This window comes from Candidatus Paceibacterota bacterium, from assembly GCA_041666915.1.
GTDB lineage: Bacteria > Patescibacteriota > Minisyncoccia > Phycocordibacterales > PALSA-1337 > C7867-002.
Window position 1 is genome coordinate 1 of sequence record JBAYFZ010000003.1, and the last position, 24,229, is coordinate 24,229.

General features: G+C 39.1%; 22 protein-coding genes, 2 tRNA genes and 1 rRNA gene. 18 read left to right on the plus strand and 7 right to left on the minus strand.

Going from position 1 to position 24,229, the window contains the following annotated elements; all coding sequences use genetic code 11:
- The 4 genes from WCS89_03015 to WCS89_03030 all read left to right on the plus strand — a co-directional run.
- Window positions 1-772, plus strand: a 16S ribosomal RNA gene (locus WCS89_03015); the annotation flags it as partial.
- A gap of 298 nt (window positions 773-1,070) precedes the next feature.
- Window positions 1,071-1,505 carry an LAGLIDADG family homing endonuclease gene (locus WCS89_03020; GenBank protein ID MFA6554456.1) on the plus strand — a complete coding sequence of 145 codons (435 nt, stop codon included), beginning with the start codon at window positions 1,071-1,073 and terminating at the stop codon, window positions 1,503-1,505.
- Between the two features lie 977 nt (window positions 1,506-2,482).
- Window positions 2,483-2,564, plus strand: a tRNA-Leu gene (locus WCS89_03025).
- 41 nt (window positions 2,565-2,605) lie between these two features.
- Window positions 2,606-3,439, plus strand: coding sequence for a hypothetical protein (locus WCS89_03030; protein ID MFA6554457.1), 834 nt, complete (start codon window positions 2,606-2,608; stop codon window positions 3,437-3,439).
- Window positions 3,440-3,487: 48 nt separating this feature from the next.
- On the opposite strand, the gene WCS89_03035 is transcribed toward WCS89_03030, so the two are convergent.
- On the minus strand, window positions 3,488-4,258 hold the full coding sequence (locus WCS89_03035; GenBank protein ID MFA6554458.1) for a class I SAM-dependent methyltransferase: 771 nt from the start codon (window positions 4,256-4,258) through the stop codon (window positions 3,488-3,490).
- 165 nt (window positions 4,259-4,423) lie between these two features.
- Here WCS89_03035 and WCS89_03040 point away from each other — a divergent pair.
- The 7 genes from WCS89_03040 to WCS89_03070 all read left to right on the plus strand — a co-directional run bounded on the left by WCS89_03040 (window position 4,424) and on the right by WCS89_03070 (window position 11,464).
- Window positions 4,424-4,496: transfer RNA gene (locus tag WCS89_03040), tRNA-Ile, on the plus strand.
- Between the two features lie 18 nt (window positions 4,497-4,514).
- Complete coding sequence (locus tag WCS89_03045; GenBank protein ID MFA6554459.1) at window positions 4,515-6,311, plus strand: ABC transporter ATP-binding protein; 1,797 nt, start codon at window positions 4,515-4,517, stop codon at window positions 6,309-6,311.
- Window positions 6,312-6,360: 49 nt separating this feature from the next.
- The gene (locus WCS89_03050) at window positions 6,361-7,350 is read left to right on the plus strand and encodes a DUF5671 domain-containing protein (GenBank protein MFA6554460.1); all 990 of its coding nucleotides are present in this window, start codon (window positions 6,361-6,363) and stop codon (window positions 7,348-7,350) included.
- A gap of 6 nt (window positions 7,351-7,356) precedes the next feature.
- On the plus strand, window positions 7,357-8,772 hold the full coding sequence (gene pyk / locus WCS89_03055) for a pyruvate kinase (protein MFA6554461.1): 1,416 nt from the start codon (window positions 7,357-7,359) through the stop codon (window positions 8,770-8,772).
- 157 nt (window positions 8,773-8,929) lie between these two features.
- Window positions 8,930-9,658 (plus strand): DNA repair protein RadC, encoded by a 729-nt coding sequence (gene radC, locus WCS89_03060; GenBank protein MFA6554462.1) that lies wholly within the window; start codon window positions 8,930-8,932, stop codon window positions 9,656-9,658.
- A 91-nt stretch (window positions 9,659-9,749) separates the two neighbouring features.
- On the plus strand, window positions 9,750-10,112 hold the full coding sequence (locus WCS89_03065; protein ID MFA6554463.1) for a hypothetical protein: 363 nt from the start codon (window positions 9,750-9,752) through the stop codon (window positions 10,110-10,112).
- Window positions 10,113-10,126: 14 nt separating this feature from the next.
- Window positions 10,127-11,464 carry a hypothetical protein gene (locus WCS89_03070; GenBank protein MFA6554464.1) on the plus strand — a complete coding sequence of 446 codons (1,338 nt, stop codon included), beginning with the start codon at window positions 10,127-10,129 and terminating at the stop codon, window positions 11,462-11,464.
- Between the two features lie 26 nt (window positions 11,465-11,490).
- On the opposite strand, the gene WCS89_03075 is transcribed toward WCS89_03070, so the two are convergent.
- Complete coding sequence (locus tag WCS89_03075) at window positions 11,491-12,369, minus strand: PLP-dependent lyase/thiolase (GenBank protein MFA6554465.1); 879 nt, start codon at window positions 12,367-12,369, stop codon at window positions 11,491-11,493.
- A 78-nt stretch (window positions 12,370-12,447) separates the two neighbouring features.
- On the opposite strand from WCS89_03075, the gene WCS89_03080 reads away from it, so the two are divergent.
- Complete coding sequence (locus tag WCS89_03080; GenBank protein ID MFA6554466.1) at window positions 12,448-12,618, plus strand: hypothetical protein; 171 nt, start codon at window positions 12,448-12,450, stop codon at window positions 12,616-12,618.
- Window positions 12,619-12,726: 108 nt separating this feature from the next.
- Here the strand turns inward: WCS89_03080 and WCS89_03085 are convergent, their stop codons facing one another.
- The gene (locus WCS89_03085) at window positions 12,727-14,238 is read right to left on the minus strand and encodes a Mur ligase family protein (GenBank protein MFA6554467.1); all 1,512 of its coding nucleotides are present in this window, start codon (window positions 14,236-14,238) and stop codon (window positions 12,727-12,729) included.
- Window positions 14,239-14,298: 60 nt separating this feature from the next.
- Here WCS89_03085 and WCS89_03090 point away from each other — a divergent pair, with 60 nt between their 5' ends.
- Window positions 14,299-15,051, plus strand: coding sequence for a YdcF family protein (locus WCS89_03090; GenBank protein ID MFA6554468.1), 753 nt, complete (start codon window positions 14,299-14,301; stop codon window positions 15,049-15,051).
- Between the two features lie 449 nt (window positions 15,052-15,500).
- Here WCS89_03090 and WCS89_03095 read toward each other — a convergent pair whose 3' ends face one another.
- Genes WCS89_03095 through WCS89_03110 form a run of 4 tightly spaced genes read right to left on the minus strand, consistent with a single transcriptional unit; the run spans window position 15,501 to window position 19,410 of the window.
- On the minus strand, window positions 15,501-16,205 hold the full coding sequence (locus WCS89_03095; protein MFA6554469.1) for a hypothetical protein: 705 nt from the start codon (window positions 16,203-16,205) through the stop codon (window positions 15,501-15,503).
- 1 nt (window position 16,206) lies between these two features.
- A complete protein-coding gene (locus WCS89_03100; GenBank protein MFA6554470.1) occupies window positions 16,207-17,334 on the minus strand; it encodes a hypothetical protein in 1,128 nt (375 codons plus the stop codon).
- Window positions 17,335-17,362: 28 nt separating this feature from the next.
- Complete coding sequence (locus WCS89_03105) at window positions 17,363-18,163, minus strand: hypothetical protein (protein ID MFA6554471.1); 801 nt, start codon at window positions 18,161-18,163, stop codon at window positions 17,363-17,365.
- Between the two features lie 11 nt (window positions 18,164-18,174).
- The gene (locus WCS89_03110) at window positions 18,175-19,410 is read right to left on the minus strand and encodes an ATP-grasp domain-containing protein (GenBank protein ID MFA6554472.1); all 1,236 of its coding nucleotides are present in this window, start codon (window positions 19,408-19,410) and stop codon (window positions 18,175-18,177) included.
- A gap of 73 nt (window positions 19,411-19,483) precedes the next feature.
- On the opposite strand from WCS89_03110, the gene rsmI reads away from it, so the two are divergent.
- The 5 genes from rsmI (at window position 19,484) to WCS89_03135 (ending at window position 24,220) form a co-directional block, all read left to right on the plus strand.
- Window positions 19,484-20,173: a 16S rRNA (cytidine(1402)-2'-O)-methyltransferase gene (gene rsmI / locus WCS89_03115; protein ID MFA6554473.1), complete on the plus strand. Its 690-nt coding sequence runs from the start codon at window positions 19,484-19,486 to the stop codon at window positions 20,171-20,173.
- A gap of 14 nt (window positions 20,174-20,187) precedes the next feature.
- Complete coding sequence (locus WCS89_03120) at window positions 20,188-20,466, plus strand: hypothetical protein (protein ID MFA6554474.1); 279 nt, start codon at window positions 20,188-20,190, stop codon at window positions 20,464-20,466.
- Between the two features lie 15 nt (window positions 20,467-20,481).
- On the plus strand, window positions 20,482-21,666 hold the full coding sequence (locus tag WCS89_03125) for a putative glycoside hydrolase (protein MFA6554475.1): 1,185 nt from the start codon (window positions 20,482-20,484) through the stop codon (window positions 21,664-21,666).
- A gap of 205 nt (window positions 21,667-21,871) precedes the next feature.
- Window positions 21,872-22,102, plus strand: coding sequence for a hypothetical protein (locus tag WCS89_03130; GenBank protein MFA6554476.1), 231 nt, complete (start codon window positions 21,872-21,874; stop codon window positions 22,100-22,102).
- Window positions 22,103-22,222: 120 nt separating this feature from the next.
- Window positions 22,223-24,220 carry a type IV secretion system DNA-binding domain-containing protein gene (locus WCS89_03135; protein MFA6554477.1) on the plus strand — a complete coding sequence of 666 codons (1,998 nt, stop codon included), beginning with the start codon at window positions 22,223-22,225 and terminating at the stop codon, window positions 24,218-24,220.
- Window positions 24,221-24,229 lie beyond the last annotated feature (9 nt).

A 24,229-nucleotide genomic window follows, 5' to 3' on the forward strand; every position in this document is an offset into this window, starting at 1 on the left:
CGAATGGGATTAGATACCCCAGTAGTCCACGCCCTAAACGATGATCTCTAGCTTTGAGGAGTATCGACCCTCTTCGAGGCTAAGTTAACACGATAAGAGATCCGCCTGGGTAGTACGACCGCAAGGTTGAAACTCAAAGGAATAGACGGGGACTTGCACAAGCGGTGGAACATGTGGTTTAATTCGACGCTAAACGAAGAACCTTACCAGGGTTAGAAATCCATTCGAAGACCAGCAGAAACGTTGGTCGCCGCAAGGCGGATGGACAGGTGCTGCATGGCTGTCGTCAGTTCGTGGTTTGAACTGTTCCCTTCAGTGGGGTAACGAACGCAACCCCTGTTGCCTGTTATAAGTGTCAGGCGAGACCGCCCAGCCCAGAAGGCAGAGGGAGGTAAGAGCTAAGATGTAAGAGATAAGATTTATACAATTTTTTTGTGTTTATCTTAACTCTTAACTCTTACTTCTTAACTCTTCTGTGCCCTCCGGGCTGGGAGGAAGGTGGGGATGACGCCAAGTCAGCATGGCCCTTTGACACCCTGGGCTACACACGTGTTACAATGCGCGAGACAACGGGACGCAATACCGATCGAAGGTGGAGCAAACCCTTATAAACTCGCGCTCAGTTCGGATTGAGGTCTGCAACTCGACCTCATGAAGCCGGAATCGCTAGTAATCGCAGGTCAGCTATACTGCGGTGAATACGTTCTCAAGTCTTGTACTCACAATAAAAGCGCGCAGCAGCGTACTTTTCTAAGTGGTTAAAATCCACTTTTATAGTCGACGGGTAGTAAAATACCGTGAGGTATTTTGCGAAGGATCCGAAGACGAAGAGCAGCCAGTTATCAAAAAGACGAATCGACCTACTTACCTAGTATAGGGCGGTGAGGGTAGGGAAGATTCAATTTGAAGTCTTTATTGGATGTTTGGAATAGAAATTTACGTAACCTGTGGAGATCTGATGTTGTTATTCTTGTAAAAAGGAATATAATTAAACTTACGCAGCGTCAGAAGTCAGCTGAGTCATAGTAACTCGTCAAATTATTATAATATGACGACGAAGGATTCACTCAATGTATATTCTTAATCCAGATTACATTATTGGTCTTGTAGATGGTGAAGGGAGCTTCACGATATATATTCGTGACCCAAAATTACCTCGAACCTTGAAGAGAAGAGTCACGGTAGAGCCAAAGTTTTACTTGAAACTTATCGAAAAAGACAAGGAAATATTGGAAAAGCTCAAAGCATATTTCAAATGCGGAAGTATTTACTTCCAAAAAGATAATAGACCAAACCATCAACATTGTTACCGATATGAAGTCTATAATAGGGAAGATTTGATCAAAACAATCATACCTTTCTTCAAGAAGCATCCTTTACGGCTTGTTTCGAAAAGAAATGATTTTGAATTATTTTGCCAAATGATGGAGATGATAGAAAGTAAAGAACATCTCACTCCAAATGGATTAGGAAAGTTGTTTAAGTTGAAGCAACGCATGCACTGAGCTCGCGTAGCGCGGGAAATCCGCACACTACGTGGGAACATCAATTCATAGTTTAATGAACATAGTCGCCCGTCAACCCAAGGGAGTCGGAGGTGCCCGAAATCTCGCCTCGCGCGGGCCTAAGGCAAATTCGATGACAGGGGGTAAGTCGTAACAAGGCACGGGTAGCGGAAGCTGCTCGTGGAATATTTCAAAGAATCAACCGTCTTTCAGGCTTCGGCTTGAATTGACTTATAGTCGATATGTGTCCTAGATACATGGATGATCGTCCTTCTAATCTTAAAACAGGGACGCTTAGTCGGGGAAGATACCCGACATACATGGATGATCTCAATTGAATCATTCATGGACGAACGGAACAAAATAAAGAGTGCTAAATAATACCAAAAAACCGTCTGTAAAAGGGCGGTTTTTTGTTACTCGTCTGTTACTTTCCTACTATTTGCCTAATTTGATGAAATGTGTCCTACTATTGACTTCTGTAATGAAGTATGGTATCCTATTAGGTAGGTTCTTCACATTGTGTGGAGACGAAAAACAACAAAGAAGGGAATGTTATCATGCACATTTCTCGAACTACACGTTGGGCCCAAGTAAGTGGAAGGTCGACGAAAGTCGGACTTCTAAGTAGAACTCCGTCGTTTCAGGAATTATCTGGAACATCGGATGATTCGGGGCTGGTTGGTAAAGAACCGTTACCTGGTTCGACCAGTTTCAAGGATGTGGTTTTCGGCACCGTTAAAAGGTACTGGAGACTGTTCAATGAGGAAAGTCCTCTTAATCAGGTCTTAATCGTACTGTTAACGGCATTAGGGGTAATATTTCTCCTGGATGTCATTACCAAGCCTATTTACGGATTCTAATCCGAGGCTTGGCACTAGAGAAGCCGTGGATTGTATTATCACGGCTTTTTTGTTGCACGAACAATGATAATGGACTAGCATAATCCATAGAACTTTTAAGTAATTAATTTATTTGGGCACGTGGCGGAATTGGTATACGCGTACGTCTCAGAAGCGTATCTCGAAAGAGTTGGGAGTTCGAATCTCCCCGTGCCCACTTGTATTGTATATGATAATCTTGTTAGAGTTATTTAGACCATGGAAAAATTTCCGAATACTCTTTCAATTGAATCTGAAGCAAATTTTGAAGGTAATGATACTGAGATTCTTTTTGATCGTTTGCGGAACGATAAGATACGGAATCAGATTATTGAGCTTTTGTTTCAGGATGAACAATCTCGTGTTGGAACATCCGTTGAGTCTCTTGAAGAAGACAAGGATGGTAACCTTGTCTTTAATGATGAGGGAGAACCTATTGTTAAAGAATTAAAACCTTTTATTGCTCAAACTAGAGAAGAATTAGAGAAGCAGTATGATGATACATTGAAAGATATAGAAACGGTTACAGAAATTAGGTCCAGTCAGGCGGCTCATGATTTACCTACACAGGAAGTGATTACTTTGGGTTCGGTTGCTCCATGGTCTGGTAAAACTTTCAATACGAAACAGATGAGCATTATCGAAGCTCATGAAAAAGGTCACCGTATTCGTCCATATTCTGCAACAGAATTTCTTAAGCATCATTTTCACAAAGGATTTGATTTTGAATCCGTACCTTATAGTGAAGCGGAGAGTACTATATTTAAGAAAGCTATACCTCCAGAAGATCAAGGGAAATCAGTTGAAGAAATTAAGCAGATGTTTTTTGAATATCTCTCGTCGCCAGAGGAACTTGTGGAAAGAATGTCACAACTTAAAAATTATTATGGTATGAAAGGAGAGGCTATATTTACTAAGGGACATTTGGAATACGCTCGTAATCATTATGTATCAGATACGGATATGGATAATGGTATGACACAATTTTTTAAAGCGATTACACCAGAAAGGGAGGATGCTTTTATTGAACTTATTAATTCATCCGGTATATAGTACTGAGTATTTTTAAGTCCCCATCAACATATCCGAGATAGTTACTTTTTACCTCCTCACACATTCCAAACACATAAACAATGGAATCTCTTTTCTTGTACGATCTTCTTCATCACCACGAGGACCTTTTTGACTTTTCCTATGAGAAATCCATTCTTCTAGACGAGCTACAGATAGTCCAGCTTTATTCAGAGCTTTGAAATATGATTGTAATGGTCGGTGAAAAGTGACAGTGAATTTCTTTTTGTAATTGTCTAATTCTCCTGGGGTCATGTCTATTTTTGACATCTGATCTGACATATATGAATCAATGCGTCTATATTGTTTACCAATTTTCCCATCCCATTGCCAACTGGAATTTTGAGGAATTCGGAAAGTTGGGTGATTTAGGATTATAAATAGACGACCATCTGATTTGAGGATTCTGGAACATTCGGCTAGTGTGCCAGCTAGGTTTTCTATATTTTGAATAGCAAGGACGATGGTTATTTTGTCTGCAGACTTGTCTGTCATGAAGGGAATACTGTCAGCAGGAGATATGTGGAATTCAACAGCCTTTTCTTTTTGATTATTTTTCTTGGCTAGTTCAATGAGTTCTGCAGAAATGTCACAACCGATAACTTTTGCACCGTGTTCGGCGAAAGCATTAGAAAAATATCCTTGGCCACAAGCAACGTCAAGAATGGTCATGTCTTTCTTTGGTTCTACTAGTCTGACTAGGTTGGGCATGATCACATTCTTCTGATATGAATCCTCAGAATTCTCAAGCATATCGTCATACCAGCCCGCAACGCCTCCCCAAGATGTTTTTTGTGTCATAGTAGTACATTAACACACGAAGATGTGTAATTTCTATACCAACAGCAAAGACTGGTAATTGTGAGGATTTTCTGCTAAATTTCTTGTTACGCGTGTATAGCTGTCTTGGTAGGTCGTTACACCTACTCTAGATAATATACGCATATGACGGAGTTACTGAATCACGCGCGCATAGCTCAGTTGGTAGAGCACACCACTGATACTGGTGGGGTCCCAGGTTCGAATCCTGGTGCGCGCACACTTAAATTTGTTTGACATGAACAAAGAAACCGTGGATAACAGCCGAATAACAAAAGATAATCTCTATACAGGATTCAAGGTCCTCATGAGATATATTTCTCAATATCGTAAAGATATTGTCATATTGAGTATTATCGGTATTTTATCGGCTATAGGTAATGGCATTATTCCTTATGTTGCTGGTAAATTTTTTGACTCAATAATAATCCCTAGTTCGGTTAATATATTTAATTTTGTTCTTCCGCTCTATGTAGCACTTCTTATTCTTTGGGCAGTTATACAACTTATTACGTATATTATTGATTGGCGTATTCAGATAAAGAGTGAATACTTATCTAATTATATTTGGTTGGATTACATGACCAAAGGCTTTGGATTCCTTGTGAACTTGCCGATGGCTTTCCATAAAAAGAATAAGATCGGCGAAATCGGAGGAAAGATAAATCAAGCAGCTGGATCACTAGAAACAATCGCTGGCAGGGTCATCATTGATCTGGCACCTCAAATTTTGAGCATTGTTGTTGCGTTGACCATTTCTTTTATTATGATGCCAACGATGGCATTGTTCCCTGTGGTAGGTCTAGCAGTCTATTTACTTGTTTTCGCCCGTATCGTGAAGCCACTCGGTGGATATCAAAAGGCATATTATAACAAGGTCAATGAATTGTTTGGCGACGCCTACGATATGATCGGTAACACTATGGCCATCAAACAAGCGACGGTGGAAGAATATGAAAAAGAAAAATTAAAGAAAAAGCCTAGTGAGATTTTGCCGTTATGGATGAAGCAGGTCAAGACTTGGGGAAACCTGAGCCTTTATCAGAGAATGATAATTCTCGGAACACAGATATTTATCTTTGCATTTTCTGTTTTTTACATTCACATGGGTATGATGACTTTGGGAGAGCTTTTAGCCTTCAACGCTTATGCCGCCATGATCTTTGGACCATTCGTGACTATAGCCAGAAACTGGCAGACAATTCAGAATGGAATCATCAATATTCAAGAAACAGAAAAAATCTTGGCTTTGGAGACGGAAAATTATACACCTAAACATTCTAAAGAATTTGCAGTACATGGTGATCTAACTCTGGACAATGTCTCATTCCAATATGAAGAAGGAAAGCCGGTTCTTTCAAACGTCACTTTCTCCGTAAAGGCTGGAGAAGTGATCGCTTTGGTCGGTGAATCTGGTGTTGGCAAGAGTACGCTTATTGATCTTATTTCAGCCTACCATTTCCCAATGAGTGGAAAATTGTTGATAGATGGCTTGGCGATTGAGACGTTGAATCTCCGGTCTCTACGTTCTCAAATCGCTGTTGTCCCTCAAGAAGTTGTACTTTTCAACGATACAATAAAAACCAATATAAAGTACGGTAATTTTCTAGCATCAGATGAAGATATGGAGGTGGCTGCTAAGAAGGCTCACGCTTATGATTTTATTGAAAAGTTTCCAAATAAATGGAATCAGATGGTCGGTGAACGTGGTATCAAATTGTCTGTTGGTCAAAAACAGCGTGTGGCAATAGCACGTGCAATCTTACGTAATCCACGAATTTTGATTCTTGATGAACCTACTTCTGCTCTTGATGCTGGCTCAGAAAAAATAATTACAGAATCACTTGATGAATTGATGAAAGGTAAGACGACTTTTATTATTGCGCATCGTCTAAGCACAGTTCGTAGAGCAGATAAGATACTAGTTTTCAAGGACGGAAAAATCTTAGAATCTGGTAAACATGATGAATTGATCAAGATAGATGGAGGGGAGTACAGGAGACTCTATGAACTTCAAATTGGTTTGCACGGGTAGAAGTATTAATCACCCTCGACCAATCCTTAAAATATGTTAAAATTTTGGGATGAATACAAAAATCACCCCGAAGGATTTCTTCCTTCATCTGGGGGCGACGGTCGCTCTTTTTGCGGCTGTAATCGCTCTTATTAATCTATCTTTTAGCGTTATCAACTATTATTTACCAGATCAATTGGCTGGTTACTTTTATGCCAACAATATAGCTTGGCCGATCTCAATGTTGGTCATTCTCACACCACTTCTCTACATCATTGAGTATTTCATCATTAGAGATATCCGCCAATCACCAGAAAAGGCAAATCTTTGGATTAGAAATTGGAGAATATATCTAACATTATTTTTCACTGGCGCAACTATCGTTGGGGACCTTATAACTCTCATCAATGTCTACTTGAACGGCGAGATTTCTAGTCGTTTCATCTACAAAGTTTTGATTGTTCTCATTATTGCAGGAATAGTTTTTGTTTATTACTTACTTACCAAGACTCAAGTTCAACAGCAAGATGGTATTGTGATTAAATCAAAGAGTCAGAAAATCTTTGCTTGGATTGGCCTAGTTATGGTATTGTTGGCAATCGTCAGCGGATTCATTGCTGTTGGTTCACCAAACAAACAGCGTAACCTCCGTTTTGATAGTCAGCGTGTAAATGATCTGAGTAATATTCAATGGCAAGTTATCAGTCATTGGCAACAAAAGGGAAACCTACCAAATACATTGTCTGATCTAAAAGATAATATTAGTGGTTACAATATTCCTCTTGATCCAAAGACAGAATCTGCTTATCAATACGCGATATTAAAAACGTTAGTAAGTGCCAATCCATCTTTTGAGCTTTGTGCAGACTTTGCTTTGTCTACACAAGACAACAAAGGGCGAGGTGATTTTTACGGAAGTAATTCTTACCCAACTATGGCTATGAGCAGTAAATATGATGTTGGTTATTACGAAGGTAATGACAATTGGAAACACGAAGCAGGCAGAGTGTGTTTTACAAGAACTATAGATCCGGACAAGTATCCGATTATTAAAAAATAAAAAAATATGAAATTAGGTAAAAAAACAAAGATCGTTTGTACTATTGGCCCAGCAACAGAGAGTGAAGAAAATCTCAGGAAGCTCATAGACGCTGGGATGAATGTTGCCAGACTCAACTTTTCTCATGGTGATTTTGCCGAACATCAAGCTCGTGTTGATAGGATAAGGAAAATTACAAAAGAGACTGGGGTTGTGGTAGCTATAATGCAAGACCTTTGTGGTCCAAAGATTCGTATTGGTACATTCAAAGACAATTTTATTATGTTGGCTCCTGGTGATACTTTCACTTTGACTACAGATGAAGTAGAAGGAACAAAAGAAAAAGTTCATATCAACTATCCAGCTTTGCCAAAGGAAGTTAAGAAGGGAACGATCATCATGCTTCAAGACGGCACAAAGAAGTTTGAAGTTATGGAAGTTAAGGGTAATGACATTGTTACAAAAGTTGTGGTTGGTGGACGCGTGTCTGGTCGCAAAGGAGTCAATGTCCCAGGTGCCAATCTTTCAGTAAAATCTTTGACCGAAAAGGATCGTGCAGATCTAGAATTTGGTTTGAAGAATAATGTGGACTTTATTGCTCTATCTTTTGTCCGTCATGCTTCTGACATCCTTGAACTACGTGAGATTTTGAACAAAGCTGGTTCAAAGGCCCATATAATCGCCAAAATTGAGACTCCAGAGGCTTTGGAGGATATAGACGCTATCATAGAGGCTACCGACGCTGTAATGGTCGCTCGTGGCGATCTGGCTATAGAGATACCAGCCGAGGATGTACCTTTGGTTCAGAAGATTCTCATTCATAAATGTAATTGTATTGGCAAGCCAGTTATCACAGCTACTCAGATGTTGGAGTCTATGATAAAGAATTCTGTACCTACAAGGGCTGAAGTTTCTGATATTGCAAACGCTATTATTGACGGAACAGATGCAATCATGCTTTCTGAAGAGACTACTTTGGGAGATTATCCGGTAGCAGCTGTAGAAGTTATGACGCGTGTTGCTTTGCGTGTTGAAAAGGAAGTTTATACCAGAGATACTATCGCTGAATATGAAACCGCTCATGGTGTTACTGATGTAGTTTCGCAATCAGCTGTAAGACTTTCTCATAATGTAGAGGCTTCTCTTATTGTCACTTTGACTCGTGGTGGTCATACACCTAGGATGATCGCTCGTTATCGTCCAGCAGAAATGATCTTGGCTATGACAGATAATGAAGAATGTTTGAATAAGATGATGCTTTCTTTTGGTTGTTATCCTATGATGGTTCCAACGTTCAAAACTACTAATGAGATCATGGACATCGTTCGTAAAATTACCTTGGATAATAAGTTGGTCAAGAAAGGAGATAAGATAGTTATCATTGCGGGAATGCCGTTTGGGGGAACTAGTGAGACCAACTTTATTCTTGTTGAAACTTTGTAAGACCTTCAATTTTGACGCATTTCGTCGTCGTTTCGCTCGTTTGTGACTAAGCAGTATTAATCATACAGCTTAGTCACAAGCCTCACTTACTCCTAGAACTGCATTCAAAATTGAAGGTCTTATTTTTGTGGTTTTATTCCTATGGTATAATTGCTCCATGCAAACTTATGCCATAAGACCCAATGTTAAATTTCTCGATCGGACGTATCGCGAGTATCCACTTACGATACACGACCTGCCGTCTGAAGAGAAACCACGCGAGAAAATCATCGCTAGTGGACCAGAGGCCTTGAGCATGAAAGAGTTGTTGGCTGTCATCTTGATGACTGGTACAACCAAAGAAGATGTTATAGAGATGTCTAACCGCCTTATTCGTGATTATGGCGAAAGGAGTATTTTGGCTGAACGTAATGCCGAGAAACTTTCCAAGGATATGGATATCCCTATAGTCAAAGCTTGCCAAATAGTGGCTTGTGGAGAATTGGGTAGACGCTTTTATGACAGGAGTGAATCCGGTTTTGTTACTATTAGAAATGCAAAAGATGTTTACGATTATTTACAGGATATGCGTAATTTGCCAAAAGAGCATCTAAGAGGCATTTATTTGAATAGTCACAATCGGATCTTGAGGGATGAAGTCATCTCTATTGGTACAGTCAATTCCAATATGATTCATGCACGCGAAGTTTTTCGACCAGCTATAGAATGTAATGCAGCGGCGGTCATTCTTGCACACAATCATCCATCTGGCGAAGCTGTTCCAAGTAAAGAAGATACGGATATTACTGCTGACCTTGTCCAAGCCGGGAAGATCTTGGGCATTACTATTTTGGATCATGTTATTATCACAAAAAATTCTTTTGTAAGTGTTAGTGCGAATTATTAATGCGTCATCCCCGCGAAAGCGGGGATCCAGGATTATTACGAACAATAATCCATTTACTTTGTGGTAATCATGGATTCCCGCCTTCGCGGGAATGACACAGAATCAAATTAAAATGAGAGATTACCAAATAGCTTCTCCTTCTTTGGAAGGGGTTTTGAACCATAGTTCTTTGTTGTATGAAGGTATAAAACGTCCGATTGAATTGCTTAGAGTTTTAGATGGTCCAGCTACAAAAGGTGTGAACAGAGAATGTCCGACCAAGTATGATAAGAAAAAAACAGAAGAAGATCAGAAAGTTTTGGAAGGATATTTTCATGATTTGTATGGAATATTTATGAATAAATTGTCATATTTTGTGGTTAAATCAACTTCTGATTCTGATGAGACAGTAAAGCTTCAAGCAATGCTTCAAGAAATGATAAAAGTCAAAAGATTGATAGGAGAGAAGTCATAGCCTATACTACCGATATGTCCGCTAGAGATTATTTCAAGAACAAACGTATAGCAGTCGTGGGACTTGGTTCCCACGGTGAAATGGTAGAAGATGTCAAATTCCTGATAAAAGCGGGGGCTCTGGTCAGTGTCTACGATTTGAAGAGTGAAGCTAGACTCAAAAATCATCTAGTATTCTTGCGTACAATAGGATTGGCAAATTATGTTTGTGGTTCTATTCCTGCGGATGATCTGCTTGATATGGATATGATTATCTTGTCACACGAATATACACGTGATGCCACTTTTCTTGAGGCGGTTTATACGGCAAATTCTGACGGCAGATCTATATCAATAGAATATCCAGAGACGCTTTTCTTCAAATTGGCTCCACCGGTAACTATTGTCGGTATTATGGGCGCTCATGGTAAATCAACACTGATGTCAATGTTGCAACCTCTATTGGAAATGGCTTGTTCTTCTATTGATGGACAAGGATTCTTTGTTATTGATCCAGAGTCTAATGATGGCATCTTGGCCAATCTAAAGAAAATAAAAAATGGAGATATTGTTCTTTTTAGAATTGTTGGATTTATAATGAAAGAACTTTACAAGATTCGTATAAGCCCACAGGTTGCTGTCTTTACTTCAGTACCAGCTGATGACTCGTATGATAAGTCTCCTTTTGAAATACTTTCGTATCAAACGTATAACAATTTTATTGTTGCTTCTGATGAGATTGTGGACATGACTCATTCCTTGAAAGTGCAACCAAAAGCAAAAATGCTTCGTACTAAGCCTTCTATAATCCCAGTAGATTGGCAATTGAATGAAAAGAACTTCGTACATGATCGTGAGATTGCTGCTTTAGCTCTCCAGACTGCCAGTTTATTCAAAGTTGATAATGAATCCGCCAGAAATGTTTTGACTCGTTGGAAGTCTCCAAAGGGTCATTTGGAAATGATAAAGAAAGTGAAGAATATTGAATTTTATAATGACTCAGCATCTGTTTCTCCTACGGCAGTTTTGATGGCGATAAAGACTCTGTCGCGAGATAGGAATGTTGTTCTTATATTTGGTGGTGCAAAAAGTGAAGGATATTACAAACCTCTTTATGAAGTTATTTCGCAATATGTTCACACGGTGGTTTTGTTACCTGGAAGTGGTACGTTACGCGAACGTAATATTATAGAAAAGGTTCCAGATCTATCCGTGAAGTCAGCGCCTTCTATAGAAGAAGCTGTGAGGATGGCTGTAGAAAGTACCAGAAAGGGTGATATTGTGCTGTTTAGCCCCGGTTTTGAGGCTGTAGGCGTGGATAGTTCTAGGAAGGAGAGGGGCGAGAGGTTCGTGAGGGTGGTGAGGGGGATGTAGGGGAAAAATTATACTCCTAATAATAATTAATCTCCACAAACCAAACAAATCACCGCTCCTTTTATTTTCCAATCACGATAAACAGATTGCATCGCACCGACTACAGATAAGGCACTATTATTAGAAATATCAAGATTGGCGTGTTTTTGAACCAATTCTTTTGCGGTTCTAATCTCGGTATTGGAAGCGGTCCAGCCGTAGCCACCAGTTTCTTTGATGAGAGGGGTTAGCTTGGATTTTCTTTGGGAAGTTAGACTGACGATGGCATCGGCGATGGATTTTTCATTGTCACCATCATAATTTTCAAACTCATCTGAAAGAGGATGACATGAAGAAGTTTGGACTATGTGAACTTGGATAGGTAATTTATTTTTTATAAAATATTCAGCCAATGCTTCTGCGGTTGTACCAGAGGATGTTCCGATGAATACCGCGCCAGCTTTTTTTATCTTAGATAATTCTTCTGCAAGAGATTTGTAACCCACCAAAGCTACATCGTCAGTTGATTGACGAAGACTACGCCAGCCTTCTTCTACAGCTTGTGATAAAGCTTGAAGAGTACGCTCTTTTATGAGGACTTGAACATGACCGTTGGAATCGTCGGCGACTTTGCGGAGCTTTTCTAATTTGTATTCAGTAATATTTTTACCAACAAAAATATTGAGGTCTATAGTCTCACTATTTTTATTATTTAATTCAATTACGTAAAGAGCGGCTGCTAGAGCGGCGTTACCAGACGAAGAAATAACAAATCGGCGGTCACCATTTTTGTAGTAGTGGTCAATCATTGTAGGAATGGAGCGTCCTTTATGAGAACCGTATTTGTGTAGGTCTTCACGCTTCAAATATAGGTCAGAAAGACCCAAAACTTTGGCCAAATCGGGACAATGTTCGGTTGGTGTCATGTTGCTATCCTACACTTTTTTGGTTACCATTGGAAGGTAGTCTAATTAGAATTTATGTTACAACAAAATATTAAAACTATGAATACTTTATGTGTTTGCCCAGAATGTAAAAATCCCATTGATCTTTCAAACTATCCCAACCTAGCTGTTGGTATGGTTATTGAATGCAATCATTGTGGTATGACTTTATTGGTCAAGGAGATTGCTAGTGATGGTATCAAGACGGAGATTGTTGATGAAGGGAAGTAATCACTACGATAGTGCAAAGTGAAAAATGCAAAGTGCAAAGTTGTAGTTACTAGTGAATAGTTAAGGAAACTTGATAATTTTTCACTAAAACTTTGCACTTTGCATTTTTCACTTTGCACTGTCGATTCTCTTCGTTGTCTCCTCAATCATCCCTCTAAACCCGTGTGATCCTAGAAAGGCGATAACGTCACCTTTTTTTGTTTCAGAAGTTAAAAATGTGACTAATTTCTCGTCATCTTCCATATATTCAACGTGTGAATGAGTTTTTCTGATAGTAGAAGCAAGTTCATCTCCTTCCATTGGTTGCTCTTTTTCATCCTCAGAAACTTTTAGTTTTGTTAGGCGTGGAATTATTACAATGTCGGCATCATTGAAAGCGTTGTCATATTTTACTATTGATTCACGACTTCTACCACCAATGTTTGGTTCAAATACGACGACAATCTTTTCGGAGTAAATAGATCTAAGAGTGTTGAGTACAGAAGAAGCTTTTTCTGGGGAATGGGCGATATCGTCTATGATAGTAACTTTTGATTCAAGGCGTTTCTCCATTCTTCTTTTGAGTCCTTTGAAAAGGGAAATAGCTTTTATTATTTTTTCAACTGGAATACCGAGAGAATTTGCCATAGCGAAACAGCCGGTAATGTTTTCACTTTGATAAAGTCCAAGCATTGGAGAATTGATTTTATATTCAACCCCTTCGTGAGTTATGGTTAAAATTAAACCTTCTTTTGTTTGGGCGACATTTTTGTAACCATAATATCCGGCAATCTTTTTTGCTTCAGGCAATTCGCGACCATAAAGAATGGTTTTTCCTTTGAATGATTTGACTACTCTCATCGCACCTTCATGGTCGGCACAGGCAACAATCATACCGTCATGAGGTATCGTTACTATCAGCTTATTGAAAGCTTCAAAATATTCTTTTTCTGTAGGATATAGATCTGCATGATCCCAAGAAACTGCTGATAATAGTAAATGTGTTGCTTTGTAATGGAAGAATTTGGCACGAAGATCGGTAGGGGAACTCTTGTATTCATCACCTTCAAAGATACTGTAATTGGAAGATGTTAATTTGGCGGATGATTCATGAGAAAGAGAAATACCACCAAACATGTAAGTAGGGTCAAGTTTTGATTGTTCTAAGATGAAAGACAATAATGCAGAGGAAGATGTTTTGCCCCAAGTACCAGAGCAAACTATGGATTTTTCTTTGGCAAAATATTTTCCTATAACTTCTGGGTATGAATAAGTCGGTATACCTTTTTCTTTGGCCAAAATAGTTTCTGGGTTGGCACTTCCTGAAGCTGTACCGATAATGACAATGTAATCACCACCTTGTAATGCTTTTTCATCTGGTACGGCTGGACTATTAAGATTCAATAAACCGCCAAACATCTTCTCTGGATGCCAACCTGCGTAGTATGAAATACCTTGTTTTTCTAGTTCAGTAGATACTGGTGGAAAGAAGCCTTTGTCACTGCCTGTAACGACTACGCCTCTCTTGTGGAAGGCTATAGCCAAAGCACTAGTAGCAACACCACAAATACCTATAACGTGGAGCTTTTTTGGTAGCTTCTGTATGCTCTGAGCCTGCCGAATGGGTTCGTTTGCATTCATGGTTTATTTAGTATAGCTTATATAATAGAAAGATTGAAATCTTAAATAGAAAGGTAAAATATGAATAGTTTAAGTGCTATTTTGAATGTCGGACAGTGTTCTAGTTATTCATCTCCTCCTGTAGAGGAGAAGACTCAAAAAGAAGTGAATGAAGAAAGAGCTTTTCCTATCACCACTGATCTTTGTTTTGGGAAGCAAGATTCTCACAATGAACCATCGGAAGTGATACTGATCTTTGGGACGGCGAATCAAATGTGTCAGCGTCTTTGCGGTGATCATTTCAAAGAGGTTGTTAAATCAAACAGACCTAAGGCTGTTTTCATAACTGGTGGAAATACTGGTGCTAATTGGGGATCTGAATCTGAGCAAATTATGTCCCGTATTTGTCCTGGTGGAACTTGGCGTTCTGGTAAATATGGTAAATATAATGGTATAAAATTTGTTTTGGAAGAAGATTCAAGAAATACATTACAGAATGTTCAAATGGCCATAAGTCTTGGTCTTGCAGAATACAAAAGTATTTCTTTTATAGCCAAAGGGTATCACTGTGGGCGTTGCCGACTAACTCTGGAGAAGCTTTTGCCAGGAGTAAAGTTTTACCAACACGGTTATGTCGCTTCAGTATCTGAAAAATTAGGTGTGATAGAACCAGATCTTTGGACTGCTCAACCTGAATTGATCAGGATCGTTTGGAGGGAGTTTCTAAAGATTGAAGCATATGGTTCCCGTGGGGATATTGCTTATCCTGACGATGTTCGTCAAAAAGTTGCAGAAGTTCATCGTTTACTTGGGAATGATTGGAAACCGTCTTGATCTTTGTTTCAGGGATATTGGGTAGTCTATTGCAGAATTCTTTATTCCAGCTAGTGAGGATCGTGTGTGGGGTTCTTTATTTGGTGAGAAATTTAAAATCAAAACACAAAACACTTTTAAGTTTAGGCTTAAGAGTGTTTTCTTTTTTAGGGGTGGTGGCGACATTTCTTTTAAGATTAGTGACCACCCCCCTCGGGGGGAGGGGTACATTTGTATTTGTTCATTTGATACCCCCTAGGGGGGGAGGGGGGGGATGGCTCGGTTTTTTTGTGTCTGACACCATCGGAGGGTATCAAAATTTGGAAATTCACTACTAATAAAAATGTGACGGATTTTTCGTCACATTTTCATTAGTGAATTTGTCAGAGAAAAAGATGTGTATGCCTCATCGGCTTTTCTTATAAAAAACGTCGAAATTTTCGACGTTTTTGATTTAGTGTATTTTCCTTTTAAAAAGTGCCGAGAATATTTTTCACTTTTTCTATATCATCACTCCAAGTCTGACCATCAAACCACTCAAGTCCAGAAAATTGGAGTTTATATACATCAGTGGGTCTTTGGAGTGAACCAAGATAAACGTATTTTAATCCAATTTCTTTGGCGTATTGAATAGTCTTTGTCATCATCGCTAGTCCCATATCTTTTGGAGAATTTTTGAGATCATAAAAAGGGTAAGAATAATGTAAGAATCTAGGACCGGCGAAAGTTATAGTGTAACCGGTTTCTGGACCGGTTACTTTCGCTTTGGTAAGCTCCGGCGAACCGGGTGTGACATCCGGAGAAGCTGTGAATTTCAAAAGCTTATTAAAATTACTTCTTTCTTTGTCAGACAGCATCATTTTGACTTTTTGAGCACTCATAATCTTTGGTCCGAATTTTATTTCATAAAAATATTTGGCCATCTTACCAATAGAATAATCATAATCAGCCAAAGGCAAATCAATAGATTCTATTTTCAAATCAGGAACCTTTTTCAGAATACGGCGGTTTTCGCTTGAAAGTTCAAACTTTGAAAGATCTATACGAACAGAGCGAGTCTGTTGCATCGCTCCTTTTTCTATGCGAGTGAAAACATATCCTTTTTCATACATTTCACTTATTTTCTCAGGAGAAAAATCTGTGACGACGGTTTCATTCCAAGATAAATATTTCATACTAGTGTAGAGCTAACCAGAATCCAAAAACTACAAAGAAGAAGTGGACAACCCAGAAACGCATGACGGTCTTTTCCTCACTCCAGCCAGAGAGTTCAAAATGATGATGAAGTGGAGCCATACGAAATACTTTGCGACCTAAGAAATATCTGGAAGCGACTTGGATGACGACAGAGAGAGCTTCAACATAGAACATAAATCCAAGGAAAATAAGAGCACTGGTTTCTCCGATGGCCATGGCATTGACGGCGAGAAGAGCACCAAGTCCCAAAGATCCGACATCGCCCATCATAAATCGGGCAGGTTTAATATTGAAATAAGTATAGGTCACTAGTGCTCCGACTGTCGTAGCGTTCAAGATAGCAATCTCGCCAAAACCGTTGATCCAAGAAAGTAATGTAAGAGCACTCATAGTGATGAGTAACATTCCACCTGCTAGACCGTCCATACCATCGGCGATATTGACGGCGTTAGCGGTGAACATAACGATAAAAATGATGACGGGGATGATGAATATTCCTGCATCTATACCACCACCAAAAGGGAAATAAACATAATGCCAAGCTGGGCCTAGTCTGGAATATACCCACCAAGCAGTGAAGCTTCCTGCAATGAATTGCAGAACGAGTTTTTCGTGGACGAATACTCCACGGGATGTGCGTGATCCGAACCAAACTGAAATACGTTTGAAAGCTACCCAAGGTAAAGTGAGGATGTACCAAAGACGCATATTCCATTCTTTGTGAACACGAATGAGGGTGAGTACATGACCAAATTTTCTAGAATGACGTTCTTTGCCGAAGATATTCATGAGGTCATCAATAGCACCGAGAGCTCCAGAAAAGAGCATTACGCCGATAGGAACCCAAGTGAAACTTCGTGACCAATTGAAAATGTAAGTGATGACAGCGACGGTGATAATAACCAAAAGTCCTCCCATGACTGGTGTGGAAACTTTGTATGATTGAGAGTCTATGGTTTTTAGTTCAACTTTGGCAGATTTGATGACATGGAATTTGTAGAGTAGGTGAGACAAAAAAGGTGACCAAAGGAAGGCTATAAAGGCGCTCAGTAGTGTAAAACCAAGGATATAAGCCAAGTCGGCTGTGCCTTGAAGAATGGTTATCATGGCTCTAACAATACCATGTAAAAGGGTGCTATTTCAATCTCCTAACTTCCGTCTTACTTTTTTTGGCCCTGATGAAAAGGATGTTAGATAATCCTTCTTTATTACCTTCAACCCATCTGGCTTCTGTAATAGGCTTATTCACGTCAGAAATTTCAATATAACCTTGTTTAACACCTGTACCGTAAATACCATCTTCTGGATATGCTACAGAATGAGTGTAAGAGATTTTGATTATGTTGTTTGTCATCTGTCCGTTGGTGGGGAGGACCGTTAAAACTTCGTGCACAACTAATATGTGATTTCTTTCAGCCGATTCATTATTCATCTCGGAACTTGTCATTGTAATAATATCTCCAGCCGTGATTTCATTCAAAGAAACTGTGTGACTATTAGAATCGTCAGCAAAAGTGGCTACGTCACAATTTTCTATAGGTCGCAAAGAACAGCGGATCTTTGCAAGAAGACCTTTGCAATTGACAAAAGAAAGATGTTTGTTCAAAGCACCGCGACCACGTTCTTCCGATTCCGTATTCAAAACTTGATAAGCAAAACCAGAACATTCTATTCCAAGATTATTATCTACAAGTATTTTTTTTAGAGATTCATTTGTAAGAGTATTTTGATCCAAATGGTTTTTTACTATCAAAGTCTCTAGTTCTTCTCTGATATCTTTTGGACTACCTTTGCCGATATGTGTACGCAAAGCCGCTCTGGTACGAGTGGTTTTGTTATTGAAGTAAGGGATAGAAGAAATAGCTGAACCAAATTTAAAATTTAGATATTGGTCAATGACATTCAACGCTGGTTTTGAAAGAGTCTTTGTTTCCATTTGTACTACTATTATACCTGAAGATTTAGTTTGCAGGACTTGATGGTTTCCATGATTGCTATACCTTTTGCATTGAGTAAGCCATGATCCTCTGTAATACTTCCAGCACTTTGGATACGTAGAAGATCAGAATTCAAAACGGTATTTTGATATACGACGACTTGGTAATCTTTTGATTCTAGGGAAGTGCAAGCATTATCAAATATACCCTGAACATTTTTTGTGACACGTTGGATGATTTGTGCCCCATCGGTAACAGCGATGATATTTTCTGTAATAGGAGAATCAAGCAAAGCCAATAGGTGAGCCTCAAAAGTTGTGAGACCTACAGCACCTTTTTTCCTAGCTTCTTCTTGTAAGTTTGATTCAAAAGTAGTAGAAGCAGGTTGGCGAGCATTGACTTCAATGAGATATACACGTTTGCTCTTTTCATCAATGATAACATCTACACCAAAAAGTCCGCGCCAGCCGTCTTTTTGAAGTTTCGTTCCAATATCTTTGACTATGTTTTCTATGCTACTGCGACTATTTTCAGATAACACATTGTGAGCAAAACCCCAATCGTTACCGATAGTGCTGAATTCATTGTCCGTAAAAGGTTGAAGACCTGTAATTTGATAACTGATATTTCCCATCAAGATTTTGTCTTTTGCTACAACAGCATTGACGGTGAAAGATGGTCCCTTGATGAAAGAAGAAAGGCGAGCCATACGTTCTGGGAATTTTTCTTGAAGAGCAGAAAGTTCCTCGCGAGTCTTTATGAGGATAGTTCCGTCGCCTGTATGACCATGTGCCCATTGAATAATGAAAGGATCATTTTTCCAAGAAATAAATTTGGCTTGTTTTGCAGTATGTGATGGTAAATATTTTGTACCCAATTCTCCAAGCCAACGGATTTGTGAAAGTTTGTTTTCAACTCTTTCTGCTAAATAAGATTTGGGATTGATTGTGTGCCAATGGTTGACTCCGATCTGTGATTCTACACGAAGGGTGTTTTTAAAGACGAGTAAGCAAGAATCAGGAGTTATAAGCTTGACTGTTTCTGGATGAGCTAGAAGTTCGGTGGTACCGAGTAGATCAGAAGTAGGACTTTGGATAAGATGAACAAAATCGGGGTATAACTTCTTTATTTTCTCACTATAAGCGGTCTTATTGGAGACAACGATGTATTTTTCACTTGGAGCCATGCCGAGAGCCCTTTCTATATCGCGAGTGATATATATGATAGTTTTTTCGGTGTTAATCATGGTTCACAGTCTAAAGTTTATTACGCCAAGATGCAAGGTCGCGTTTTGACTTCATTTTTGGTAAGGTATCGGTATGGCTATATTTTCAGTAACGGCAACACCGATAGGTAATCTTGAAGATATTACACTTCGAGCTTTGAGTGTTTTGCGTGGGGCGGATTTGATTCTTTGTGAAGATACCAGAATGACCAAAAGACTTTTGGATCGTCACGATATCTATGTTCCGACAAAGTCGTATCATACTCATAGTAAACTTTCACGAAAAGAAGAAATAGTTGGCTTACTCAAAGAAGGAAAAAATTTGGCTTTGGTCTCTGATGCTGGTACTCCAGGCATTTCTGATCCAGGGATTGAACTTGTAAAATATATTAGACAAGAATTGGTAGCGGAGATAAGTGGTGGTTCTGTAAAAATAGAGGCAATACCCGGACCCTCAGCTTTGACTACAGCTATTTCTATTTCCGGAGTCCCTTGCGCGGATTTTACATTTTTGGGATTTTTGCCACATAAAAAGGGAAGAGAGACTTTATTTAAAGAAATTGCAATTTCAGAGAGAACAATGATTTTTTATGAATCCCCACATAGGATTATTAAGACCTTAGAATCTCTGATTGAACACGTCCCCTCAAAAAAAGTTACAGTTTGTCGTGAACTTACAAAAATGTTTGAAGAAGTAGTGAGTGGTAGTGCTCTAGAAGTGAAAGAATATTTTGATAAAAATACCGATAAGGTCAGAGGCGAGTTTGTTGTTATCGTCTCATAGGTTATAATGGCAACATGTCAAAACGCCAAGTCATAATGTTATTGGGAGTAGCGGTTATTTTTTTACCATTTTTAGGTTTTCCTTCGTCTTGGGATAATATTATTAGTATAGTTTTGGGTCTTCTCATTATCGTAGTTTCTTATAAATTGATTCCTTCGGTAAAATCCAGCAAATCTGTTATTCAGCCAGTTACAAATTCTGTTCCACAAAAAGAATCAACAGTATCAACCGATTTACCTTTTGTAGATCATAAGTCAGATCAGGAAAGCGTCTCTGTTAATAGTATTAAATAATAATTGAAATTCTAAATGAGACTATGGCAAGATAATGGAGCAACAAGAGTATTTGCCATCATGATAGGTGCTTTACTCATTGTTGCTTTGGGTCTTCTCATACTCTGGCTTTTGCCAAAAGATAGGATTGATTATTCTCTTGGTCTTGAAAATCTAGAGACCGATAGTTTGACTGCTTCTGTTACAGATGTATTACCTGCACCTTTTGTAGTTACACATGTATCAACGCCAAAAGCTGTCAAAGCTGTATATATGACTAGTTGGGCAGCGGGTAATCAAAAGTTTAGAAAAGAACTCTTTGACCTTGTTGATAATACGGAGATAAATTCTGTAGTTATTGATGTAAAAGATTATTCTGGCCGTATCAGTTTTCCTATGGACAATCCAGAGATAAAGAAAAGTGGTGCAGTGGAAAAACGTATACCAGATATAAAAGAATTCATCGGTAAACTTCATGATAAAGGAGTCTATGTGATCGCTAGGATTTCTTCTTTTCAAGATTCGTATTTGATAAATGTTCATCCAGAATTGGCAGTTAGAAATGGGGAAGGAAAGATCTGGCAGGATTACAAGGGGGTGAAGTGGCTTGATGCTGGAGCAGAACCAGTTTGGGAATATTTGGTAACTATCGGCAAAGAATCTTACGCTGTTGGTTTTGATGAGCTCAATTTTGATTATATAAGGTACCCTTCAGACGGTAATATGAAAGATATAGTTTATTCTTGGAGTGATGGTAGGACTAGACAAGAAGTAATGAAATCCTTTTTCTTGTATTTGCGAGAACAGTTTGCGACCAGTAGCATCCCTTTGTCAGCAGACCTCTTTGGGCTCACGACTAGTTCTGATGATGACCTCGGCATTGGCCAGAACCTTTCAGATGCTTTGATGTATTTTGATTATGTCTCTCCAATGGTTTATCCATCTCATTTTTCTTCTGGATATTTGAATTACACTAAGCCAGCAGACCACCCTTATGAGGTTATAAAGAATTCTATGGATCAAGGTATTTTGAAGGCAAATGCAGTGATGGCTCCTTCTTCAAAGATTCGTCCTTGGCTTCAAGCCTTTGACCTCGGTGCTGTATATACTCCAGCTATGGTCCGTGCTCAGATACAAGCGACTTACGATTCTGGATTGGATAGTTGGATGCTCTGGAATGCTGGAAGTGTTTATAATAAAAAATCTTTGTTGGGGAAGTAATTATTGTTGTGTCATTCCCGCCTTCGCGGATAAGCTTCGGCAGGAATGACAACCATTGCTTTCTTCTACAACTGTGGTACTATTCTTCATCAGACGCACTATGAAAGTATGCACGATTGTTTAAGGTTACCTATTTGGAGTAGGTGATTTTTTAATTAAATAATTGAAACGGCAGATGATCGTGGTGTGTGGAGGAAAATTAGTTATGTCATTATCATGTACGTGCAGAGTTCCTGTCGGCGTCAATGGAAAAAAGGTGATGTTTTCGATTGACGGTCGTCATGGTACAAGGGTTCAGAAGTTTCTTCGTGATGGAGGTAGTTTCAGTAATGAGGAATCTCTGAAAAAGTTTGTTGATAATGAGACGGATGGTCGTGTGGCGAGAGGGTTTTTTACCAGCCGTAGTATGCAACGTATGAGCACAGGGGTTACCTAGAGGTTCTGGGTGACCAAATCAACCCGACGTATGAGGAACGTCGGGTCTTTTTTTACCAGAAATGTTGTGCGATATAATGTTGCCGTTCATAAAATCTTTTTGTGATATAATTTGGTGAGTATGGACGAGAATAGAATAACCTATTTCGGAGAAACTGATGCCCGTAATAAACGGGTCAAATTTGGCATCAAAGCCAAGGATCGTACTCGTCATGTCTATGTGATCGGAAAGACTGGTATGGGAAAGTCTACAATGCTAGAGAATATGGCCGTGCAGGATATCATGGGTCACGAAGGTATGTGCTTTATAGATCCACACGGAAAGACTGCAGATTTGTTGCTGGAGTATGTTCCAAAGGAACGTATTCGTGATGTTATATATATTGCACCATTTGATACGGATTACCCTATTTCATTTAATGTTCTTGAAAGTGTAGATCCTCAAAAGAGACACTTGGTAGCCTCTGGTCTTATGAGTACTTTCAAAAAGATTTGGGAGGATGCTTGGTCTGCCAGAATGGAATATATTTTGACCAATACTCTTTTGGCCTTACTTGAAGCACCTGGTTCTACTTTACTCGGAGTAAACAGGATGTTGTCTGATAAAGAATATCGTAAAGAGATTGTTTCGCATGTTCAAGATCCGTCGGTCAAAACATTTTGGAATAAAGAGTTTGCTAGTTATACCGAACGTCAGGCTGCAGAAGCTGTACCAGCTATTCAAAATAAAGTTGGACAATTCACTGCCAATCCCTTGATCCGAAATATGATCGGTCAGGAACATTCTTCTTTTGATTTCCGTGAAGCAATGGACAAAAAGAAAATCATCATCATCAACCTTTCAAAGGGAAGAATCGGTGATGAAAATATGAAACTCTTGGGCGGACTTCTTGTAACCAAGATTTATCTTGCAGCTATGTCACGTGCTGATGTTCCAGATAGGACAGCAAAGATGTTGCCAAATTTCTATCTTTTTGTTGACGAATTTCAAAACTTCGCTAATGCTTCTTTTGCAGATATTCTCTCTGAAGCTAGAAAATATAAACTCAATCTAACTATTGCTCATCAGTATATAGAACAGATGGACGAGATAGTTCGTCCAGCCGTCTTTGGTAACGTCGGAACAATGATTGCTTTTCGTGTAGGCGCCACTGATGCTGAAGCTTTGGAAAAAGAATTCGCACCAATCTTTGTTCTTGAAGATTTGGTCAATCTAGGTTTTGCTCAAATATATCTCAAATTGATGATTGATGGACTTTCTTCACAGCCGTTTTCTGCCACGACTTTACCACCTATTGCTCATCCAGAAGTTTCTTATGTAAAAGAGATCATATCTGCTTCTCGTGAACAATTTGCTAGACCTAGAGCTGAAGTTGAGCAGATAGTTATGGCTTTTCATAATCCTGTTGCAAAGCCTCCAGTTACTAAGACTGTTCCAACGGTTAAAACCTCTATACCCAGTACGATTCCAAGTCCTGTAAATAAGGAGTCGGCTACGATTAAGGTGGTGCCAAATTCAAACCCTGTAAATAAAGAAGTGGTTCCTATTAAAGCTGTAGAAAATATTCCTAAACCGCCAACTATTAATACTGTAGTTAATTCAAACGTTTCAAAGTCGCCAGTTGTTAATTCGGCGGTTAATTCAAATGTCTCTCAATCTGTTGTGTCAGCCTCAAATCCAGAGCCGGCCGTTACTTCTTCAAAGTCCATAACTAATTCAAGTGCCCCTAAATCTGTAAGTGCTCCAATTCAACAAGTGTCAAAACCTCCACAATCAAAACCTTCTCCGTCAATGCCTTCAATAAATTCGCATCATCCTTTGGAAGATCATACAAAGCCAGTCTCCTTGCATACATTAGCGGCAAGGCATGCTCCTAGAAATGATCCCAAGGTCCCAACACCAAAGAATGTTAATAGTCTGAAAGATGCTTTGTCAGCTGCTCTAGGTAAAACTAATATTGAAAAAAAGGATTCAGTTGTTCCGCAACAAAAACCTGTGAATGTTGGAATTGTCAAACCTGTTCCTCCAACTAATATTTCACCAGCATCAATTCCTGCAAAAGAAGTGCCAAAAGAAGTTCCAGAAGATCTATTAAAGAAGGTCTTGAAAGATGACTAAATTTATGGA

Bases quoted from the DNA above. Each gene is read 5' to 3' on its own strand.
- WCS89_03020 (MFA6554456.1), top strand. From the start codon at position 1,071: ATGTATATTCTTAATCCAGATTACATTATTGGTCTTGTAGATGGTGAA.
- WCS89_03030 (MFA6554457.1), top strand. From the start codon at position 2,606: ATGGAAAAATTTCCGAATACTCTTTCAATTGAATCTGAAGCAAATTTT.
- WCS89_03035 (MFA6554458.1), bottom strand. From the start codon at position 4,258: ATGACACAAAAAACATCTTGGGGAGGCGTTGCGGGCTGGTATGACGAT.
- WCS89_03045 (MFA6554459.1), top strand. From the start codon at position 4,515: ATGAACAAAGAAACCGTGGATAACAGCCGAATAACAAAAGATAATCTC.
- WCS89_03050 (MFA6554460.1), top strand. From the start codon at position 6,361: ATGAATACAAAAATCACCCCGAAGGATTTCTTCCTTCATCTGGGGGCG.
- pyk (MFA6554461.1), top strand. From the start codon at position 7,357: ATGAAATTAGGTAAAAAAACAAAGATCGTTTGTACTATTGGCCCAGCA.
- radC (MFA6554462.1), top strand. From the start codon at position 8,930: ATGCAAACTTATGCCATAAGACCCAATGTTAAATTTCTCGATCGGACG.
- WCS89_03065 (MFA6554463.1), top strand. From the start codon at position 9,750: ATGACACAGAATCAAATTAAAATGAGAGATTACCAAATAGCTTCTCCT.
- WCS89_03070 (MFA6554464.1), top strand. From the start codon at position 10,127: ATGTCCGCTAGAGATTATTTCAAGAACAAACGTATAGCAGTCGTGGGA.
- WCS89_03075 (MFA6554465.1), bottom strand. From the start codon at position 12,369: ATGACACCAACCGAACATTGTCCCGATTTGGCCAAAGTTTTGGGTCTT.
- WCS89_03080 (MFA6554466.1), top strand. From the start codon at position 12,448: ATGAATACTTTATGTGTTTGCCCAGAATGTAAAAATCCCATTGATCTT.
- WCS89_03085 (MFA6554467.1), bottom strand. From the start codon at position 14,238: ATGAATGCAAACGAACCCATTCGGCAGGCTCAGAGCATACAGAAGCTA.
- WCS89_03090 (MFA6554468.1), top strand. From the start codon at position 14,299: ATGAATAGTTTAAGTGCTATTTTGAATGTCGGACAGTGTTCTAGTTAT.
- WCS89_03095 (MFA6554469.1), bottom strand. From the start codon at position 16,205: ATGAAATATTTATCTTGGAATGAAACCGTCGTCACAGATTTTTCTCCT.
- WCS89_03100 (MFA6554470.1), bottom strand. From the start codon at position 17,334: ATGATAACCATTCTTCAAGGCACAGCCGACTTGGCTTATATCCTTGGT.
- WCS89_03105 (MFA6554471.1), bottom strand. From the start codon at position 18,163: ATGGAAACAAAGACTCTTTCAAAACCAGCGTTGAATGTCATTGACCAA.
- WCS89_03110 (MFA6554472.1), bottom strand. From the start codon at position 19,410: ATGATTAACACCGAAAAAACTATCATATATATCACTCGCGATATAGAA.
- rsmI (MFA6554473.1), top strand. From the start codon at position 19,484: ATGGCTATATTTTCAGTAACGGCAACACCGATAGGTAATCTTGAAGAT.
- WCS89_03120 (MFA6554474.1), top strand. From the start codon at position 20,188: ATGTCAAAACGCCAAGTCATAATGTTATTGGGAGTAGCGGTTATTTTT.
- WCS89_03125 (MFA6554475.1), top strand. From the start codon at position 20,482: ATGAGACTATGGCAAGATAATGGAGCAACAAGAGTATTTGCCATCATG.
- WCS89_03130 (MFA6554476.1), top strand. From the start codon at position 21,872: ATGTCATTATCATGTACGTGCAGAGTTCCTGTCGGCGTCAATGGAAAA.
- WCS89_03135 (MFA6554477.1), top strand. From the start codon at position 22,223: ATGGACGAGAATAGAATAACCTATTTCGGAGAAACTGATGCCCGTAAT.